We start from the raw sequence: 18,875 nt of genomic DNA on the forward strand, positions 1-18,875 counted from the left end.
CAATGGCGAAACGTTACCGGCTCAACGCCCTGACGGGCACGGGAACCATCGCGCTGGCACTGGCGATGAGCGGAGCGCTGGCAGGCTGCGCCACCGTCCCTGCCGCGAACGACGCGCCGGTTGCGCCCGTCGCAGCGGCCCAGCCCGATGGCGAGGCGCAGATCGCCGCGATCCTTTCGCGCATGAGCCTGGAAAACAAGGTCGCCCAGTTGATCCAGCCGCAGATCAACACCGTCACGGCAGAGGAAATGCGCCAGTATCGCTGGGGCAGCTATTTGAACGGCGGCAATGGCGGCCCCTATGGCGAGGAATTCGCGCCCGCAGGCGAATGGCTGCGCCTTGCCGACGAGATGTGGGACGCCTCCACCGCCCCCCTCCCCAATGGGGAACCCGCCGTTCCGACCATGTGGGGCACCGACGCCGTCCACGGCCACACCAATGTGATCGGCGCCACGATCTTCCCGCATAATATCGGCCTCGGCGCCACGCGCGATGCGGATCTCGTCCGCCGCATCGGCCACGCCACTGCAGTCGAGATCGAAGTCACGGGCATCGACTGGAATTTCTCCCCCACCGTCGCTGTCGCACGCGATGATCGCTGGGGCCGGACCTATGAAAGCTATTCCGAAGACCCGCGCCTCGTCGCCACGATGGGCGCTGCGCTGATCGAGGGCCTGCAGGGCCGCAAGGGTTCGGACGATTTCCTCGGCCAGGGCCGTGTGATCGCCACTGCCAAGCATTTCTTCGGCGATGGCGGCACCGATCAGGGCGTCGATCAGGGCGACGTCAATGGCGACATCGATGCGCTCAAGAGCATCCACGCCGTGCCCTACCCGGCTGCGATCGCGGCAGGCGTGGAAACCATCATGGCCAGCTTCAACTCGATCAACGGCAGGAAGATGCACGGCAACGAGGCGCTTCTGACCGGCGTGCTGCGCGGCGAGATGGGCTTTGACGGGCTGGTGGTCGGCGACTGGAACGGTCACGGCCAGGTCGCGGGCTGCACGGTCAGCAATTGCCCGCAATCGCTGATGGCGGGCCTCGACATCTACATGGTGCCCGACGATGCGGTGGCGCTGCACACTTCGCTTGTCTCTCAGGTGCGCGACGGGACGATCCCGATGGCGCGTGTGGACGAGGCGGTGACGCGCGTTTTGCGCGTCAAGCAGGCGGCAGGTCTGCTGGGGCCCAACGCTGAGAAGCCTTCCGAACGTGCCAATGCGGGCGACATGACCAAGCTCGGCTCGCCCGAACACCGCTCCATCGCGCGCGAGGCGGTGGCGAAGTCGCAGGTTCTCCTGAAGAATGACGGCGTCCTGCCCTTTGCGGCGGGTACGAACGTGCTGGTCGCGGGGACTGCCGCGGACAGCATCGCGCAGGCTTCTGGCGGCTGGACGCTCACCTGGCAGGGCGGCACCGAACTCGACAACGACATGTTCCCCGGCGCGACCTCCATCTTTGCCGGAATCGAGCAGGCCGCCCGCTCCGGCGGGGGCAGCGCGACGCTGTCCGAAGACGGCAACTATACCGCCAAACCCGATGTCGCCGTGGTGGTGTTCGGTGAAGAGCCCTATGCCGAATTCGCAGGCGACCGGAAGACGCTGGTCTTCCCCGACGACGAAGGGCTGGATCTGCTGCGCAAGTTCGACAGCGAAGGCGTGCCCACGGTTGCCGTCTTCCTCTCGGGTCGTCCCTTGTGGATGAACCGCGAGCTGAACGCCGCCGATGCCTTCGTCGCCTCTTGGCTGCCCGGCAGCGAGGGCGCGGGCGTGGCCGATGTTCTGTTCGGCGCGCGCCCTGCCACCGGCAAGCTCTCCTTCAGCTGGCCGGCAGGCTGCGACGGCAAGCCGCTCAATTCGGCGGACGGCGCGCTCTTCCCCTTGGGCTACGGGCGCGCTCTCACCGATACCGCGCCGCTTCCCGAGCTCGACGAGACCTGCGCCTTCCTCGGCGGCGGTGCGGCGGCCGAATGGTACGGCAATGGCCGCCTCGCCAACGGGATCGTCGCGACGGCAGGCGGGACCGATCTGCCGAACCTGCGCGGGACCGGCGGCGGGGTTACTGCGGTCGGGCTGGACAAGGATCGGCAGGAAGATGCACGCCGGATCGCCATGGCGGCGGGATCGGCGCTGACATTGCAGGGCGAAGGGACCGGATCGTTCCGGATTTCCTATTCGCTCGAAGCTGCGCCTTCAGGGCCGGTCAGCGCCTCCAGCGGCAGCGCCACGACCGATCTCACCACCGGTCTGACGCTGGCGGCGGGCAAGGGCTGGCGCGAAATGCTGCTGACGCCCGCCTGCCTTGCAGATGCGGGCAATTCGCTGACGATCCGGACCGAGGCGCCGCTGACCTTCTCGCTCGCGAGCGTGGAGCGAGTTGCGCTGCCAGAAGGGACCGCCTGCTCGTTCTAGCCCAACCGTGCCAGATCGGCCCGCGTATCGATATCGCGGGCCGATCCGGGATCTTCGGTTTCCAAATGCACGATACCGGGAAGCCGCTTCAAAGCCGCCCGCGCACCGCGATCGCCGGACAGGCGTCTCAGGCGGTCGAACACGGTCCGAGACAGCGCGACCGGATGCGCGGGCCGATTTCTGTATTGCGGCAGGACGGCTGGCGCGCCGGTGAGGACATAGCCCAGGGCAGTGTCGGCAAGGCCGGGATCGATCAGGGGCATATCGCCCAGAGCGACTGCAACGGCGCGGCAATCGGATGGGAGCGCTGCGATCCCGCATCGCAGCGAGGCGGAAAGCCCCTCCTGCCAGTCCGGACATTTGACCGTGACGAGGCGCGGTGACGCGAGGTCGGCGAGCGCAGCAGTCACCTCGTCTCCCCGCGCTCCGAGTATGACCGTCACGCGCTCGACCCGGCTTGCGAGCATCGCGCGGACCGCGTGGCGCACCAGCGCCTCGCCGCGAAAATCCGCCAGCAATTTCGCCCCGTCAAAACGCGTGCCCGCTCCCGCTGCAAGAACAAGGGCATGGCAGCCCGCCAGCGTGTCAGTCGCCACGAGAAGCGATCACTTCGGCGACGACCGACACGGCCACTTCCCAAGGGGAGCGCGCCGGGATCGCAAGGCCGATAGGCGCACGCAGCCGGTCGATCTGCGCTTGCGAGAGGCCCGCCGCAGCGAGGCGTTCCATCCGCTCGGCAAGCTTGCGCCGCGATCCGAGCACGCCGACATAGCCCGCGTCGGACTGCAAGGCCGGGATAAGAGCGCGCTCGTCCAGATCGAGATCGTGCGTCGCCACGGCGACCGCCGTCCAGCGGTTCAGATCGATATCGTCCAGCGCTTCGTCGAGAGCGCGCCGGTCGCAGGCGAGATCGAACGGAGCGTGATCGGACGGGCCGAACGGGCTCAGCAGCCTGACCTCCCAGCCCACGGTCCGCCCCATCCCGCCGATCGCCAGCGCGAAAGGATCCGAGCCGATCACGACGAGGCGCTGCACCGGATCGTAGTGCTTGCGAATGGGCGCATCGGCGGGCGCGTCATCGACTGGCTGGCAGCTCCGCTTTGTCCCGTCGCTCGCCCAGACGGCAGGACGGCGCTCGCGCGTGAAGCGTTTCAGCTCGGCCAAGGCCACGTCGCCCGCCTCAACTCTCTCGATCGCCACTTCGATCCGCCCGCCGCAGGGCAGGCGGATATCGACAAAGGGGCTGCCCTCTCCATAGATCAAGCGGCGCGCTGTCCCGTCCGCGATGGTCTCGCGCGCGTTCAGCGCCACGTCGTCTTCGATGCAGCCTCCCGACAGGAAACCCCAGGCCTGCGTTTCGGTCACCGCCATCTGCGCGCCGACCGGCCGCGGGCCGCCATCGGCAGCCACGATAGTCGCCAGCGCGAAGGGCTCGCCCCGGTCGGCAGCGGCGAACATGTGCGGGCGGATATCGTCTTCCAGCCCGGACACGAGCCAGCCGGGGCCTGCGACTGGCCCCTCCCTATCCGGCTCGTCCGTCATGTTCAGGCGATAGCGGGCAGGCGGTCGAGATATTTGTCGAGCGTCAGCGGATAGTCGCGCACGCGGATACCGGTGGCGTTGTAGATCGCATTCGCCACCGCCGCACCCGGCCCGCAAATCCCCAGCTCGCCCACGCCCTTCGCCTTAAGAGGCGTCGAGACCGGATCGAGAGTGTCGAGGAACACGCATTCCTGATGCGGAATGTCGGCGTGCACCGGCACTTCGTATCCGGCGAGATCATGATTGGCGAAGAAGCCGAAGCGCTTGTCGACATGGAGGTCTTCGGTCAGCGCCGCGCCTGCCGCCATCACCATGCCGCCGATCACCTGGCTGCGCGCCGATAGCGGATTGAGAATGCGACCGGCATCGCACACCGCCAACATGCGGGTGATGTAGGTTTCGCCCGTATAGGCATCGACCTTCACTTCGGCGAAGTGGCCCGCATAGGTGCCGACATCGTAGTCCTTCTTGAACTCGCCGAAGGTCATCGAATCCTCCGCCGTCAGCGCGCCGGCATCCCCGATCGTCCAGCTTTCGCCGTCGAGCGTAGCCTGCCCGCCATCGAACGTCGCCGCATCCGCATCGAAGCCGAGTTTCTCCCCGATCATGCGGCGCAGCGCGACGCAGGCGGCATAGACGCCCGCCGTCGAACTGGCCGCACCCCATTGGCCGCCGGAACCGGCGGATACGGGATAGCTTGAATCGCCCAGTTCGACGCGCACCGCGCTCAGCGGCAGGCCCATCGTCTCCGCCGCGGTCTGAGCCAGGATCGTGTAGCTGCCGGTGCCGATATCGGTCATGTCGGTCTCGACGATCAATTGCCCGCGATCGGTCATGCGGACCCGCGCGCCCGATTTCATCGTCGGCGCCGCACGGTATCCCGCGGCAACGCCCATGCCCGTCAGCCAGCGCCCCTGTCGCGCACTTGCCGGGCGGGCCGGTCGCTTCGACCAGCCGAAGCGCTCCGCGCCTTCGCGCAGGCAGCGGGTCAGATTGCGGTCCGAAATCTTGGTGTCGGGCTCTCCCGGCACCATGCCCTGCGCATCGTTGACGATCCGCAGTTCGACCGGGTCCATGCCCAGCTTCTCGGCCAGTTCGTCCATCGCCACTTCGAGCGCCAGATGCCCCGGCAATTCGCCCGGCGCGCGCATGGCGTTGCCTTCGGGCAGGTCCAGCTGCGCGACATGGTTCGCGATCAGGCGATTGGCCCCCGCATAGAGCTTTGGCGTCTGCAGCGTCGCATTCTCGCCCGCTTCGCCGGTGATGTTGCCGGACCAGTTCTCGTGCCCGATGGCGACGATCCGTCCGTCCCGCTCCGCACCGATGCGCAGGCGCTGTATGGTCGCATGGCGGTGGGTGGCATTGTTGAACATCAGCGGCCGCTGCATCGCGATCTTGACCGGACGCTTCGCCGCCTTCGCGCCCAGCGCGGCCATCACCGCGTCGGACCGCACGAACAGCTTCCCGCCGAAGCCGCCGCCGATATAAGGCGAATCGACGCGGATATTGTCGGCATCCATTTTCAGGATCGAGCCCAGCGCCTGGCGGCTCCATTCGATCATCTGGTTGGAGGTCCACACGGTCAGCTTCGGGCCGTCCCACGCCGCGATGGTGGCGAAAGGCTCCATCATCGCATGTGCTTCGTCGGGCGTGGTGTAGCGCTCGTCCAGCTTCACCGGCGCGACGTCGAAGGCGCTTTCGAAATTGCCGATCTCGGCGCTGTCCGACGGGCGATCGCTCGCCAGAGGCGCACCGGGCGCGACCTTCGCGAGATCGAAGCTGCCCTCGCCATTGGCATAGCTGGTGCGGATCAAACCGGCAGCGGCACGGGCCTGTTCGAAGGTTTCAGCCACGACGACCGCGATCGCCTGATGGTAATGCGAGACTTCGCGCCCCCCGAACAGGGGAGCATAGTTGAAATCGCTGCTTGCTACCGGCTCGTGCTCGGTCGCGGCGACGATCGCGATCACGCCGGGCGCGCGGCGCGCATCGTCGAGATCCATCGAGCGAATCCGGCCCTTGGCGATCCCCGACCCGACAATCCAGCCATAGGCCTGATTCGCCGCGACATCGTGCCGTTCGGCGGCGTAGGGCGCGCGGCCCGAGACCTTGAGCGGGCCGTCGATGCGGAGCGTCGATTTGCCGACGATCTTGGAGCGATCGAACAGGTTCTCACCTGCGGGAGCGTTGAATTCCATGGGTCTAGCTCCTCGTGCCGGTTTGCGCGTCGGCGAGAATGCCCGCCAGGGTCCGCTCGGCGAGCGGTATCTTGAATGCGTTCTGTTCGGTCGGGCGCGCATCGGCGAAAGCCGTGCGCACGACGGCGGCCGCCCCATTGGGCAATTGCGCGTCGGCCGCTTCGCTGCGCCACGGCTTGGGCGCCACGCCGCCGAAGGCGACTCGGCCCGTCCCGTCCGGCTGGATCACCGCCGCGACCGAGACCAGCGCATAGGCGTAGCTGCGCCGATCGCGGACCTTGTGATAGAAATGCTGTCCGCCGAGCGGCGCGGGCAGGCGCACATGGGTGATGATTTCACCCGGTTCGAGCGCGGTTTCGATATGCGGCGTGTCGCCCCACAGGCGATGGAAATCCGCCGCCGGGATGGCCCGCGCGGTCCCGTCTGGCTTCACTGTCTCCACCACCGCGTCGAGCGCGCGCATGGCGACCGCCATGTCGCCGGGATATGTCGCGATGCAGCTGTCGGACGTGCCGATCACGCCCAATTGGCGGGAAAAGCCGTCGATCGCCGCGCAGCCATCGCCCGGCTTGCGCTTGTTGCAGGGCATGTTGGTGTCGTAGAAATAGGCGCAACGCGTGCGCTGCAGCAGATTGCCGCCGGTCGTCGCCTTATTCCTCAGCTGTCCCGATGCGCCCGCCTGAATGGCGCGGGTCAGCACCGCGTAATCCTCGCGAACGCGGGGGTGGGCCGACAGCGCGGTGTTCGACACGAACGTGCCGATCCGAAGGCCGCCGTCCTCCGTATCCTCGACCTGGTCGAGGCCCAGATCCTGCACGTCGACCAGATGGGTCGGGGTTTCAATCTCCAGTTTCATCAGGTCGATGAGATTGGTGCCCCCGGCGATGAATTTCGCCCCCTGAGTCGTCGCAACGGCCTTGGCCGCTTCGGCGGGGCTGGCGGCGCGTTCGTAAGTGAAGCTGCGCATCGTCTTATCCTTTCGCGACCTGGGCCATCGCTTCGGCGATGTTGGAATAGGCGCCGCAGCGGCAGATATTGCCGCTCATCCGTTCGCGCATTTCCATTTCGGTGGCGCGCATGCGCCCGGTCAGATCCTCGGTGACATGGCTGGGAACGCCGTTCCTGATTTCTTCCAGCACGGCGACCGCCGAACAGATCTGGCCCGGCGTGCAATAGCCGCACTGATACCCGTCATGTTCGACGAAGGCGGCCTGCATTGGATGAAGATCCTCCGGACTGCCCAGACCTTCGATCGTGGTGATCTCGTCGCCCTGATGCTGCACCGCGAGGCTGAGGCAGGAATTGATCCGCGTCCCGTTGACCATGACCGTGCAGGCGCCGCATTGGCCGTGGTCGCAGCCCTTCTTGCTGCCGGTGAGCTTCAAATGTTCGCGCAGCGTGTCGAGCAGCGTGGTGCGGGAATCGAGTTCCAGCTCCTGCGGCGTGCCGTTGACGGTCAGGCGAACGGGCACCTTGGCCTCCTTCGCTGCACTGCCGGGAGCGGTGTCCTGCGCGCGCAGGATCGAGGCTTGGCCGACTGCCGCCGAAGCGACCCCGCCCGCCAACATGCCGCGGCGCGATACTTTCAGGAACCCGTTTTCCGCCATTTTCCGCCTCGCATTACAAATTTTTCGCGTTTTACATGCTCCCTGTGAAGCACCGGCACCGCTAGCGCAACGGGTCAGAAGCCCAAGCGCAGGCCCGCCCAGAAGGTTCGCGGAACGCCCAGATCGATATTCCCGTCCGAATTGCGGGTGACGATCCGTTCGTCGGTGACGTTTTCCGCCCTGAACACTGCCGAGAGCCCTCCGCCCAACGGCGCCTGAGCGAACAGGCCCAAAGTCGTCGCAGGCGGCAGGCGATCGGTTTCGAGATCGCTTTCGAACTGCGCGCCGGTATGGCGCAGGCTTGCCGCGACCTGCCAGCCGGGTGCGGGAGTCCAGATCGCGTTCGCCGCCGCTGCCCAGCGCGGCGCCTGTGCCGGGCGATTGCCGTCGAGCGCCAGCGAAGCGCCTTCGCCCACCACGCGCGCATCGGTATAGGCCAGCGTCCCGTCGAAGCGCAGCGCGCCGCGCGTGACCTTCAGACCGGCCTCGATCCCCTGCGCCTCGATCGCGGGAAGGTTCTGCCGCTGGCGCAGATTGCGCGCGAGCGTGACATTCGCGATCGCGCCGTCGACCCGGTTGTCGAACGCCGTCAGGGCCAATTCGACATTCGGTAGCGGGGTCCAGTCGAGACCCGCCTCGTAGCCCTCCAGCGTCTCGCTCTCGAGCGCGGCATTGGCCTGCGTCACCACCGGGAACACCACGAAGGGCCGCAGCAATTCGTTCAGGGTCGGTAGGCGCAAGCCGCGATAGGCTGCGGCGCGCAAACGAAGCGTTTCGCTCGCCTCCCAGGCGGCGCCGCCGCGCCACGAGACGATCCAGTCGCTGCGTTCGGGCACCAGAGTCTCGTTCACCAGCGCGCCGCCCGCATTGCGCGCCACATAGCGCCCTTCGCCGATCCGCGTCCGGTCGGCGCGCAATCCTCCGGTCAGCACCAGTGCGCCGAACACCCGATCGTATTCGGCGAACAGCCCCAGATCGCTCGTCGATCCGCCCGCCCGCCGCCGCTCGGTCAGCGCGCCGGAAAACGCGCTATAGGCGTCTTCCTGCAATTCGCCTTCGGAGCGGCGATAGTCCACGCCCAGCCGCAACAGATCGTCCGCGCCCAGCGGCGGGCGCACTTCCAGCTTACCGCCCAGCCCGGTCGAGGGCGTGTCCCTCTGGTCGAGCACGCGCACGAAACGCGTCGAACTAATCACGACATTGCTGAAGTCGCGCGCCTGCACATACGCCAGCGCATCGAATTCCCACGCGCCCCGCCCGACCAGGCGCAGGCTGGCATCGGCGCCGCTGGCGCTGCTGTCGGCCCCTTCGAAGCGCAGGGTCCGCTGATCGTCGAACACGGTGCCCGCCGCCTGCAATTCGAGCGCTTCGCCCACCGGCGCCACGCCGCGCAGGGACAGCGACCAGCTGTCGTAAGCGGCGCGCGCACTGGCGGGTACACGGTCTTCGGCAGGCGTCGTGAAAAAGCCCGGCCCGCGATCCCAGCGCACGCCTGCGGTCACGAAGCCCGCGCCAAGCGGCTGCGCCAGCAGAGCGCTCGCCTCCGTCCCCCCGCGATCGTTGGCGAGCAGGCTCGCGCCGAACGGAGGCAGCGTTTGCGCGCCCGCGCTCTCCAGCTCGATCGTGCCCGCCAGCGCGCCCGCGCCGAACGGCCCCGCCCCGCCCCCGCGCGTCACGCGCACCCGGCCGATCCGCTCGGTCGCGAGCTGGCCGAAGGGGATATACCCGAAAAACGGATCGGCGATCGGCACACCGTCGAGCAGCACCAGCGCGCGGCTGGTCGCATTGCCGCCCAGCGAGCGTAGCGTGACGCCCTGAGCGCTCGGATTGCTGGATCGGCTGTCGGAACGGCGGAATTGCTGGAAACCGGCCACAGTCCCCAGGGCTTCCTCGATACGGCCGGATGGAACGGTCAGCAGCTCGTCGCGCGTAACGGTGCGCGTGGCATAGGCCGGGACGGAGGGCGCATCTTCCAGCCCCTGCCCCGTCACCACGATCACGGGAACCTCGTCATCGCTCTCCGGCTCGCTCTCGCCCATCCCCCCATCCTGCGCGGCAAGCGGGGAGACGGCGCCCAGAAAGGCGATGAGGCTGATGGAGGTGCGACGCATGCCTGCCCCGCTATCCGCATCGGTTGCACAGAGCAACGGGCTGGTGCGACCATGCGCAAAGCGTTAGACCGTTCGCAGCACTGGGAGAAACCGACATGGCAGGCCGCGCCGCTCCGACCGATTACGACGTCCTGATCGTGGGGGCGGGCATATCCGGCATCGGGATGGCCGCCCATATGGAGGAAAAGGCGCCGCATCACAGCTATGCGATCCTTGAGCGGCGCGCCGATCTGGGCGGGACATGGGATCTGTTCCGCTATCCCGGCATCCGTTCGGATAGCGACATGCATACGCTGGGCTTCGATTTCGAACCGTGGAAGCACGAAAAAACGATCGCCGACGGGCCCGCCATCCTCGATTATCTCAACCGCATCGTGGACGAGCGTGGCATCCGCGAGCACATCCGCACGGGCCACACCGTCCTTGCCGCGGACTGGCGCGAAGCCGATGCCTGCTGGCACGTTACGGTCGAAACCGCCGAGGGCGACCGCAAGCGTCTGACCGCCAACTGGCTCTATCTCGGATCGGGCTATTACGATTACGACGAAGCCTACGATCCGGGCTTCGATCTGGGCGCCTTCGAAGGGCGCGTGGTGCATCCCCAGTTCTGGCCCGACGATCTCGATTACGCCGGCAAACAGGTGGTCGTGATCGGATCGGGCGCAACCGCCGTCACGCTGGTGCCGTCCATGGCGAAGGGCGAAGGCGGCGCGGCCAAGGTCACCATGCTCCAACGCACGCCGACCTGGATGTTCAGCCGCCCGGCGAAGGACCGGATCGCGAATTTCCTGCGCAAGGTGCTGCCCGAAAAGCTCGCCTATCGCGTCACGCGCTGGAAGAACATCACGCTCCAGCATCTCGGCTTCAAGCGCGCGCGCACCAAGCCGGAAAAGATGAAGCAGTTCCTCCACAAGCGGATCGAAAAGGCGCTGGGCCCGGATTACGACCGCGCCAGCTTCACCCCGCCCTACGATCCGTGGGATCAGCGCCTGTGTCTGATTCCCGATGACGATCTGTTCGATGCGATGAAGAAGGGCCGCGCGGAGATCGTCACCGGCCATATCGCCGCCTTCGAACAGGGCGGCGTCAGGTTGAAGGACGATCGCCACCTGCCCGCCGATATCGTCGTGACGGCGACCGGCCTGAAACTGGCCGTGGCCGGCAAGATCGCGATCAGCCAGAACGGCGAACCCGTCGATCTGGCCGAGCGGTTCTATTACAAGGGCTGCATGTTCTCGAACCTGCCGAACCTTGCCGTGGTTTTCGGCTATCTCAACGCCAGTTGGACGCTGCGGTCGGACATCAATGCCGATTTCATCTGCCGGGTGCTCGAACGCATGCGCGCAACCGGCGCCACGATCGCCGAACCCGTCCTGCCCGCCGACCACGATCTGGTGGAAGACGATATCTTCGACTTTTCGAGCGGATACATCCAGCGCTCCAAGCACCTGATGCCCAAAAACGCGGTCGCCTATCCCTGGCGCCTTAATCAGGAATACGTCACCGACAGGAAGCGCATGGCAAGCGATCCGATCGAGGACGGAATTCTGGATTTGCGGCGCGCAGACGCGGAAGAAACGAATAGAGTCAGCACCAGGCTCGAGCCCGCAGGCTAGGCCCGGACGTTTCGGCCAGTGTCTATTCGAAAAGCATCAGGCCCGCGAGACCTGCCACGGCGATCCCCCCGGCCGCCACCGCGATTTTCGCCCATTTCTTGATCCGCTGTTCCCGACGAGCCCGCTGTCGCCGAGCGGCCTCTTTCGAACCGCCTTGAACCATTTCCGTCTTTTCCGTTCTGACACGACCTGAACGTCAGCCGATACCAAACCCCATTGGCATGGCAAGCGCATCTGCCGCCAATCCTGACCGAAGCCGGGATCGATTGGGCCGCGCAAGGGACTGGCGGAGCCGCAGCCGGTCGGTTACGCCGTCGGGCATGACTTCAGACCGCATCTACACCGCCGGGCTCCTCGTGATCGGGGACGAGATCCTGTCCGGGCGCACGCATGACAAGAATATCGCCCAGGTCGCCAGCTGGCTGCAGGTGCAGGGTATTCGCCTGTCCGAAGTGAGAGTCGTCGCCGATGTGATGCCGCGTATCGTGGAAGCGGTGAACGCGCTGCGCGAAAGTTACGATTATCTCTTCACCACCGGCGGGATCGGTCCAACGCATGACGACATCACCGTGGACGCCGTGGCCGAAGCACTGGGCGTGCCCGTCATCGTCCATCCCGAAGCGCGCGCGATCCTCGAACGTTATTACGCCGACAAGCCCGGCGGGCTGACCGAGGCGCGGCTGCGCATGGCGCGCGTTCCGCAAGGATCGGACCTTATTCCCAACCGCATGTCCGGCGCGCCGGGGATCAAATGCGGCAATATCCACCTGATGGCGGGCGTCCCGCACATCACGGCCGGCATGCTCGACGCGCTGACCGGGACGCTCGAAGGCGGCGCGCCCTTGAAGGCGGAAACGATCGGCTGCTGGACGGCGGAAAGCGAAGTCGCCGACATCCTGCGCGAGGTCGAAAAAGCACACGAGAACTGCCAGATCGGCAGCTACCCCTTCTTTCGCGAGGGCCGCGTGGGCGCGAATTTCGTCGTCCGCTCGACCGACGAGACGGAACTGGCGGCCTGCGTCCACGCGCTCAGCGATGCGCTGAGCGCGGCGGGATACGACTTTACCCCCGGTGGCATCTGACCGATCGAAGCTAAGAGTAGGCTGCGGTGAGAGAGGGTCTAAGCAAAATCGCAACCATATCGACCTAAGGGAAAGGACATGACTGCCGTCTACATCACGGTCGACACGGAATATTCCTCGTCGCTGGCAAGCCGGCCCTGTCCGGTGGACCGGTCCGAAAATTTCGCGCGCTCGATTGCCGGCATCACGCCCGAAGGCCCGCTGGGCCTGCCCCACAAGCTCGCCCTGCTGGAGAAATACGGGCAACGCGGCGTCTTCTTCGTCGATCCGATGCCCGCCCTCGTCTGGGGCACCGCCGCTATCGAGGATGTGGTCGCTCCGATCCTGGAGGCGGGGCAGGACGTGCAGTTGCATTGCCATACCGAGTGGCTCGCCCATGCGCGGCCCGATACGCCCTTTGCGGGCCTGGAAGGGCGCAATATCAAGGATTTCCCGTTCGAGGAACAATGCCGCATTCTCGACTGGGCGCGCGAGACGCTGATGGCGGCGGGCGCCCCGAAACCTTCCGCTTTTCGTGCTGGAAACTACGGCGCCAATCGCGACACTTTGCGCGCTTTGAACGAACTCGACATCGGTTTCGATACCAGCTTCACGCCCGCCATCCCGGACGGCCATTGCGACATTCCGCTTGGCCAGGAAACGACGCAGCCGGTGTTGATGGAAGGTGTCGTCGAAGTGCCGACCGGGTGCATTCGCGATGCCACGGGCAATCTGCGCCATGCCCAGATCACCGCCCTGTCGCTGCGCGAGATGACCAGCGCCATCGTTCACGCGCGCGAGACCGCTCTGCCAAGCTTCACTCTGGTGTCGCACAGTTTCGAGCTGGTCAATCGCCGCCGCCTGTCGGCAAACCGGATCGTCCGCAATCGCTTCGAAGGCCTTTGCCGCACGCTCAAGAGCCTGCGCGGTGTGCGGACCGCGACCTATCGCGACGATCCGCCGCTTCGCCTGTACGATCGCGATGCCATGCCGCCGCCACCCGTTTCCGGCCCCTTTGCGACCGGGATGCGCTATGCCGAACAGGCGGTGTCGAACGCGTTCTACGGCGCGTGAGGCGAGCGGGTTCGGAAAGCCGATGGTCTCCAGGCCCGTCACGCTCTCGTTCTCGATCGGATCGCGGCGCCTGTTCGCCATCGAGCGACATCTGGCCGATATCGCCTATTCGCTCGACGATCTGACGAGCGGCCAGCGCCCGCATGCCTTAGGCGGACCCGGAGCCGACGGGCTACGCGTTCTCTCCGCGCCCCCTTGCGATATCCCATTCTGGCAGGCGCAATTCCCGCGCCATCGCATCGGCGCCGTGCAGCATTACCGCCGCCATTTCATCGCGATGCAGCACGGCTTCGACGACTATATGGCGAATTTTTCCGGCAAGACCCGTTCGACGTTGCGGCGCAAGCGGCGGCGATTCGAGAAAGCGGATGGCGGCGGGCTGGACCTGCGCTGCTATCGGAGCGAGCGCGAGATCGCGGAATTTCTCGCCCTCGCAACTCCGGTCGCACGCAAAACCTATCAGGCGCGCCTGCTCGATGCGGCCTTGCCCGACGATGCCGAATCGCAACGCGAAATCCTAGGCGCAGCCGCTCGGGACGCGGTTCGCGCCTTTCTGCTATTCCTGAAGGGAGAGCCGGTCGCCTATCTTTATCTACCGGTCGATGGGACGACGCTGATCTACGCCTTTCTGGGATATGATCCTGCGCATGCGGAGCTGTCGCCGGGAACGGTGCTGCAGATGGGCGCGCTGGAGCATTTATTCGCTGAACGGCGCTTCACCCATTTCGATTTCACCGAAGGCGATGGCGCTCACAAAGCACTGTTCGGCACGGACAGCCTGCCGTGCTGTACCTTTGTCCTCCTGACCCCACAGTGGCGCAATATCACCGCACTGGCGAGCCACGCTGCCTTCGAAAGCGCAGTCGAGGTGGGAAAACGCATTCTGTCGGGTTCGCGCGCCGAAGAATTCGTCCGGCGCGCCCTGGGCCGCTAGACCCGTACCCCGTCAGAGCGGTGTCTGATCCCGCTCGACCTTTTCTTGAAGCCGCTCCGCCCCGCGATCGGCTTCGCGCAAGGTGGACTTGCTGGCGTTGCGATTGCGCAACCAGGCAAAAATGATCGCGGCGATCAAAACGATCGGCCCCGCGATGACGACAAAACTCCAGATCCCGGCCATAAAAAACTCTCCATTCGTTACCCAAGAAACGGCTGACGCGGGAAAGCGGTTCCGATCAAAGGAAAAGGGGCCCCCGCCGGATCGGCAGGAGCCCCCTTTTTCATGTTCAGACCGCTCGCAACGGAGCGGAACCGGATCAGGCGCCTTCGACCTCGGCAAGGTCGACCTTGAGGCCGGGCCCCATCGAGCTGGTCAGCGTGATCTTGCGGACATACTTGCCCTTGGCACCCGACGGCTTCGCCTTGACGATCGCATCGGTCAGCGCCTTGAAGTTGGTCTTCAGCGCCGCATCGTCGAAGCTCAGCTTGCCGATGCCCGAATGGATGATGCCCTGCTTTTCAACGCGGAATTCGACCTGGCCGCCCTTAGCGTCCTTCACGGCCTGTTCCACGTTCGGCGTCACAGTGCCGAGCTTGGGGTTCGGCATCAGGCCCTTGGGGCCGAGCACCTTACCCAGACGGCCGACCACACCCATCATGTCGGGCGTGGCGATCACGCGGTCGTAATCGAGATTGCCGTTCTGCATGTCTTCCATGAGATCTTCGGCACCGACCTTGTCGGCTCCGGCGGCAGTCGCCTTTTCGGCGTTGTCGCCACGCGCGAACACGGCGACGCGCACGTCCTTGCCGGTGCCCGAAGGCAGCGACACCATGCCGCGGACCATCTGGTCGGCGTGGCGCGGATCGACGCCCAGGTTCATGGCGACTTCGACGGTCTCGTCGAACTTCGACTTGTATTCGCGCAGCGTGCTGAGCGCTTCGTCGACAGTGTAGAGCTTCTCGCTGTCGAGCTTGGCGAGCGTCTGCTGGCGCTTGGTCTGCTTCGGCATGATCAGCCCTCCACCACTTCGAGGCCCATGGAACGGGCGCTGCCGGCGATGATCTTCATCGCCTGATCGATGTCGTTGGCGTTCAGATCCGCCATCTTGCTCTCGGCGATTTCGCGCACGGCGCTCGCCTTGATGGTTCCGACCGAAACCTTGCCCGGCTCCTTGGAGCCCGACTTGAGATTGGCGGCACGCTTCAGCAGGAAGCTCGCCGGCGGCGTCTTCGTGATGAAGGTGAAGCTGCGATCCGCATAGACCGTGATCTTGGTCGGGATCGGCATGCCCTTTTCAAGGTCCTGCGTGGCGGCGTTGAACGCCTTGCAGAATTCCATGATGTTCACGCCGCGCTGACCCAGCGCAGGGCCGATCGGCGGGGAGGGGTTGGCGGTGCCGGCGGGCACCTGAAGGTTGATGTAACCTTCGATCTTCTTGGCCACGATGGGCCTCCTTTCTCACTGTCGCCGCGCGCTTCGCGTGCGGCTCATGGTAAGCGGTCTGACGAACGGCCCATCAGAGCCGTTCTCCCGCGGTGGTTTCCGAGCCTTGCGGCGCGGAAGGGCGCGCGTTTAGCGGATCGACCGCAAAACGCAAGATTTTCAGAGCTGTTGTCTATTTGGTGAGTTCGACCTGCTCGAAATCGAGTTCGACCGGGGTGGCGCGTCCGAAGATCGAGACCGAAACCTTGACCTTCTGCTTGTCGAAATCGAGTTCCTCGACCAGCCCGTTGAAAGTCGCGAACGGCCCGTCGAGCACTTTGACCGAATCGCCGATCTCGTAATCGACCTCGACCTGCTTCTTGGGAGCGGCCTTGGCTTCCTCGACGCCGCCGAAATAGCGCGCGGCTTCCTTTTCGGAAATCGCCTGCGGCTTGTTGTTGTTGCCGAGGAAGCCCGTCACTTTCGGAGTGTTCTTGACGAGGTGATAGACATCGTCGGTCATGTTGAGCTTGGCGAGGACGTATCCCGGCATGAACTTGCGTTCGACCTGGACCTTCTTGCCGCGCTTGACTTCGGTCACCGTTTCGGTCGGCACTTCGACCTCTTCGACGCCTTCGGACAGGCCCAGCCGCTCGGCCTCGGCGATGATGGAATCGCGGACCTTGTTCTCGAAGCCGGAATAGGCGTGGATGATGTACCAGCGTGCCATGATCGTGAAAATTACCCTGTCAAAATATCTGTGTCGGTGGCCGGAAAGCGGCCTCAGGCGAGAGTGAGCAGCCAGCTCACCACGGCCCCGAAGGCCGAATCCACGCCCAGGAAGAACAGCGAGAGGATCACCATCATGATGAAGACGAAGATCGCCGTGCGGATCGTCTCTTCGCGGGTCGGCCAGACGACCTTGCGCGTTTCGGCGCGGACCTGATTGACGAATTCCGCGGGCGACGTCTTGGTCGCAGGTTTCGGCGCAGCCTTGGGAGCGTTATCGGCCATCGGGAACTCACTCGCTTTCGAATCGAATTGTCGCGGCTTCCGGGATGGGGTCATCGCCGCCCCGATTCAAGATCGGGAGGGGCTGGATGATACCGCCGATGTCGGAAGACGGCCCCGCTGATAGGCGCGCACACGCCGAAACGCAAGCTCGTCGATTCGGCTCGTGCCGCACCCCACCATGTGCCGCGAGCGGACAAAACGGCGCGCAGGGCTGGTCAAGCGCGCCCCGCCTGACTAGCGTGCCGCGCTTCAACGGGACGTATGAGGGGTTTTGAATAGATGGCAACCAGCCAGCCAGCGTCATTCGGCGAGCGCATGATCGAGCCGGTCACCAATATCTCCGACTTTATCTGGGGGGGAACCTGGAACGGGGAAGCGGTGATACCCTTCCCGCCCTTGGCCCTGATCCTTCTGGGCATCGGCGCGTGGATCATGATCGGCCTGCGCTTCTATCCGATCGTCAAGCTGGGCAGCGCCTTTGCCGGCCTGTTCAAGGGCCGCAAGGGCAAGGGCGCAGGTGAAATCTCGCCCTTCGCCGCGTTGTCGACCGCGCTGTCGGGCCAGGTCGGGACCGGCAACCTCGCCGGCGTCGCCACCGCCATCGCACTGGGCGGACCGGGCGCGATCTTCTGGATGTGGGTGACGGCGCTGTTCGGCATGGCGCTGGGCTTTGCCGAAGGCAGCCTCGCCATCCGCTATCGCGAAAAGACTTCCGACGGCGTCTATCGCGGCGGTCCGATGACCTACATCATGATGGGCCTCGGCCCCAAATACACCTGGCTGGCGATCCTGTTCTGCCTCGGCACGCTGTTCAGCGCGCTGGTCACCGGCAATTCGATCCAGTCCAACGAAGTCGCCAGCGGCCTCAACGAGCTGTTCGGCATCGAACGCTGGCTGGGCGGTCTGATCGTGGCAGTCACCGTGTTCATCGTCATCATCGGCGGGATCAAGTCGATCGGGCGCGTCGCCGAAAGCGTCGTTCCCTTCATGGCCGCCGCCTATATCGTGATGGCGGTGATCGCGCTGATCCTCAATTTCGGCGATCTGCCGGAAACGTTCGGGCGGATCTTCGACGGCGCGTTCAACGTGCAGAGCGCGACGGGCGGCTTCGCCGGTGCGGCGATCATCCTGGCGATCCGGGCGGGTGTGGCGCGCGGCCTGTTTTCGAACGAAAGCGGCCAGGGTTCGACCCCGATCGCCCACGCCGTGGCGCAGACCGACGATCCCGAACTGCAGGGCCGCATGGCAATGCTGGGCACGTTCATCGACACGATCATCATCTGCACCATGACGGCGCTGGTGATCCTGACCGTGGAAGGCGACTTCACCTATAACGGCGAAGCGGTGCGCCATGTCTGGCAATCCGACTTGGGCACCACCGCGATGAGCGGGTTCGTGACCACCAGCGGCGCCTTCGCGGCGGCGTTCCCCACGCTGATCGGCGGCATTCCGCTCGGAACATTGGTGGCCAGCGTCGCGCTGATCCTGTTCGTGTTCACCACGCTGCTGACCTGGAGCTATTACGGCGAGCGCGCGATCACCTTCCTCTATGACCGGGTGCCGGGATCGACGCGCGGCGGGGAAAAGGCATTGCACATCGCGTGGCGCGTGATCTGGTGCATCGGCATCTTCGTCGGCGCGACTCAGCCGAGCCAGCTGGTCTGGCGCCTGGGGGATATCTCCAATGCGGCTATGGCGCTGCCCAACCTGCTGGCGCTGGCGCTGCTATCGGGCGTGGTGTTCAAGCTGGCGCGCGGCGATCGCAAGGCGGGCAAGGACCATCTCGCCGATACGCCGGAAGAGCCGGAGGAATACTGACCGCCGGGCAATCAGCCCGACCCGAAACGAAGAAGGGGCCGGTAAGCACTGCGCTTACCGGCCC

At 65.5% G+C, this 18,875-nt stretch carries 17 protein-coding genes; 6 read left to right on the top strand and 11 right to left on the bottom strand.

Features of this window, described 5'->3' with window-relative positions; genetic code table 11:
* Window positions 1-2 precede the first annotated feature (2 nt).
* Window positions 3-2,411, top strand: a complete 2,409-nt coding sequence (locus J7347_RS08530; protein WP_245173913.1) for a glycoside hydrolase family 3 protein — start codon at window positions 3-5, stop codon at window positions 2,409-2,411.
* On the opposite strand, the gene J7347_RS08535 is transcribed toward J7347_RS08530, so the two are convergent.
* From J7347_RS08535 to J7347_RS08560, 6 genes are all read right to left on the bottom strand, one after another.
* Window positions 2,408-3,007 carry a nucleotidyltransferase family protein gene (locus J7347_RS08535; protein ID WP_209161653.1) on the bottom strand — a complete coding sequence of 200 codons (600 nt, stop codon included), beginning with the start codon at window positions 3,005-3,007 and terminating at the stop codon, window positions 2,408-2,410. The two genes, J7347_RS08530 and J7347_RS08535, sit on opposite strands and share 4 nt — an antisense overlap.
* Window positions 2,997-3,953 (bottom strand): XdhC family protein, encoded by a 957-nt coding sequence (locus J7347_RS08540; protein ID WP_209161654.1) that lies wholly within the window; start codon window positions 3,951-3,953, stop codon window positions 2,997-2,999. Before J7347_RS08540 ends, J7347_RS08535 begins: the two co-directional genes overlap by 11 nt.
* A 2-nt stretch (window positions 3,954-3,955) precedes the next feature.
* Entirely contained in the window at window positions 3,956-6,151 is a 2,196-nt protein-coding gene (gene paoC, locus J7347_RS08545) for an aldehyde oxidoreductase molybdenum-binding subunit PaoC (RefSeq protein ID WP_209161655.1), read from the bottom strand.
* Between the two features lie 4 nt (window positions 6,152-6,155).
* The gene (locus J7347_RS08550) at window positions 6,156-7,118 is read right to left on the bottom strand and encodes a xanthine dehydrogenase family protein subunit M (protein ID WP_209161656.1); all 963 of its coding nucleotides are present in this window, start codon (window positions 7,116-7,118) and stop codon (window positions 6,156-6,158) included.
* A 4-nt stretch (window positions 7,119-7,122) separates the two neighbouring features.
* Window positions 7,123-7,758 (bottom strand): aldehyde dehydrogenase iron-sulfur subunit PaoA, encoded by a 636-nt coding sequence (paoA, locus tag J7347_RS08555; protein ID WP_209161657.1) that lies wholly within the window; start codon window positions 7,756-7,758, stop codon window positions 7,123-7,125.
* A gap of 74 nt (window positions 7,759-7,832) precedes the next feature.
* Complete coding sequence (locus J7347_RS08560; RefSeq protein WP_245173914.1) at window positions 7,833-9,869, bottom strand: TonB-dependent receptor; 2,037 nt, start codon at window positions 9,867-9,869, stop codon at window positions 7,833-7,835.
* Window positions 9,870-9,964: 95 nt separating this feature from the next.
* On the opposite strand from J7347_RS08560, the gene J7347_RS08565 reads away from it, so the two are divergent.
* From J7347_RS08565 to J7347_RS08580, 4 genes are all read left to right on the top strand, one after another.
* Window positions 9,965-11,485, top strand: a complete 1,521-nt coding sequence (locus J7347_RS08565) for an NAD(P)/FAD-dependent oxidoreductase (RefSeq protein WP_209161658.1) — start codon at window positions 9,965-9,967, stop codon at window positions 11,483-11,485.
* A 320-nt stretch (window positions 11,486-11,805) separates the two neighbouring features.
* Window positions 11,806-12,567, top strand: a complete 762-nt coding sequence (locus tag J7347_RS08570) for a molybdopterin-binding protein (RefSeq protein WP_209161659.1) — start codon at window positions 11,806-11,808, stop codon at window positions 12,565-12,567.
* Window positions 12,568-12,645: 78 nt separating this feature from the next.
* Window positions 12,646-13,620 (top strand): hypothetical protein, encoded by a 975-nt coding sequence (locus J7347_RS08575; RefSeq protein WP_209161660.1) that lies wholly within the window; start codon window positions 12,646-12,648, stop codon window positions 13,618-13,620.
* Window positions 13,621-13,642: 22 nt separating this feature from the next.
* The gene (locus J7347_RS08580) at window positions 13,643-14,554 is read left to right on the top strand and encodes a GNAT family N-acetyltransferase (RefSeq protein WP_209161661.1); all 912 of its coding nucleotides are present in this window, start codon (window positions 13,643-13,645) and stop codon (window positions 14,552-14,554) included.
* 12 nt (window positions 14,555-14,566) lie between these two features.
* Here J7347_RS08580 and J7347_RS08585 read toward each other — a convergent pair whose 3' ends face one another.
* The 5 genes from J7347_RS08585 to secE form a co-directional block, all read right to left on the bottom strand.
* Complete coding sequence (locus tag J7347_RS08585) at window positions 14,567-14,737, bottom strand: hypothetical protein (protein WP_156502151.1); 171 nt, start codon at window positions 14,735-14,737, stop codon at window positions 14,567-14,569.
* Window positions 14,738-14,873: 136 nt separating this feature from the next.
* Entirely contained in the window at window positions 14,874-15,566 is a 693-nt protein-coding gene (gene rplA, locus J7347_RS08590) for a 50S ribosomal protein L1 (protein ID WP_067684447.1), read from the bottom strand.
* 2 nt (window positions 15,567-15,568) lie between these two features.
* Window positions 15,569-16,000 (bottom strand): 50S ribosomal protein L11, encoded by a 432-nt coding sequence (rplK, locus tag J7347_RS08595; RefSeq protein WP_209161662.1) that lies wholly within the window; start codon window positions 15,998-16,000, stop codon window positions 15,569-15,571.
* Window positions 16,001-16,172: 172 nt separating this feature from the next.
* Window positions 16,173-16,709, bottom strand: coding sequence for a transcription termination/antitermination protein NusG (gene nusG, locus J7347_RS08600; protein ID WP_067684443.1), 537 nt, complete (start codon window positions 16,707-16,709; stop codon window positions 16,173-16,175).
* Window positions 16,710-16,762: 53 nt separating this feature from the next.
* Window positions 16,763-16,993, bottom strand: coding sequence for a preprotein translocase subunit SecE (secE, locus tag J7347_RS08605; RefSeq protein WP_067680221.1), 231 nt, complete (start codon window positions 16,991-16,993; stop codon window positions 16,763-16,765).
* Between the two features lie 315 nt (window positions 16,994-17,308).
* Here secE and J7347_RS08610 point away from each other — a divergent pair, with 315 nt between their 5' ends.
* Window positions 17,309-18,811, top strand: a complete 1,503-nt coding sequence (locus tag J7347_RS08610; RefSeq protein ID WP_245173915.1) for an alanine/glycine:cation symporter family protein — start codon at window positions 17,309-17,311, stop codon at window positions 18,809-18,811.
* The last annotated feature ends 64 nt before the right edge of the window (window positions 18,812-18,875 follow it).

Source organism: Erythrobacter sp. A6_0, from assembly GCF_017744235.1.
GTDB lineage: Bacteria > Pseudomonadota > Alphaproteobacteria > Sphingomonadales > Sphingomonadaceae > Qipengyuania.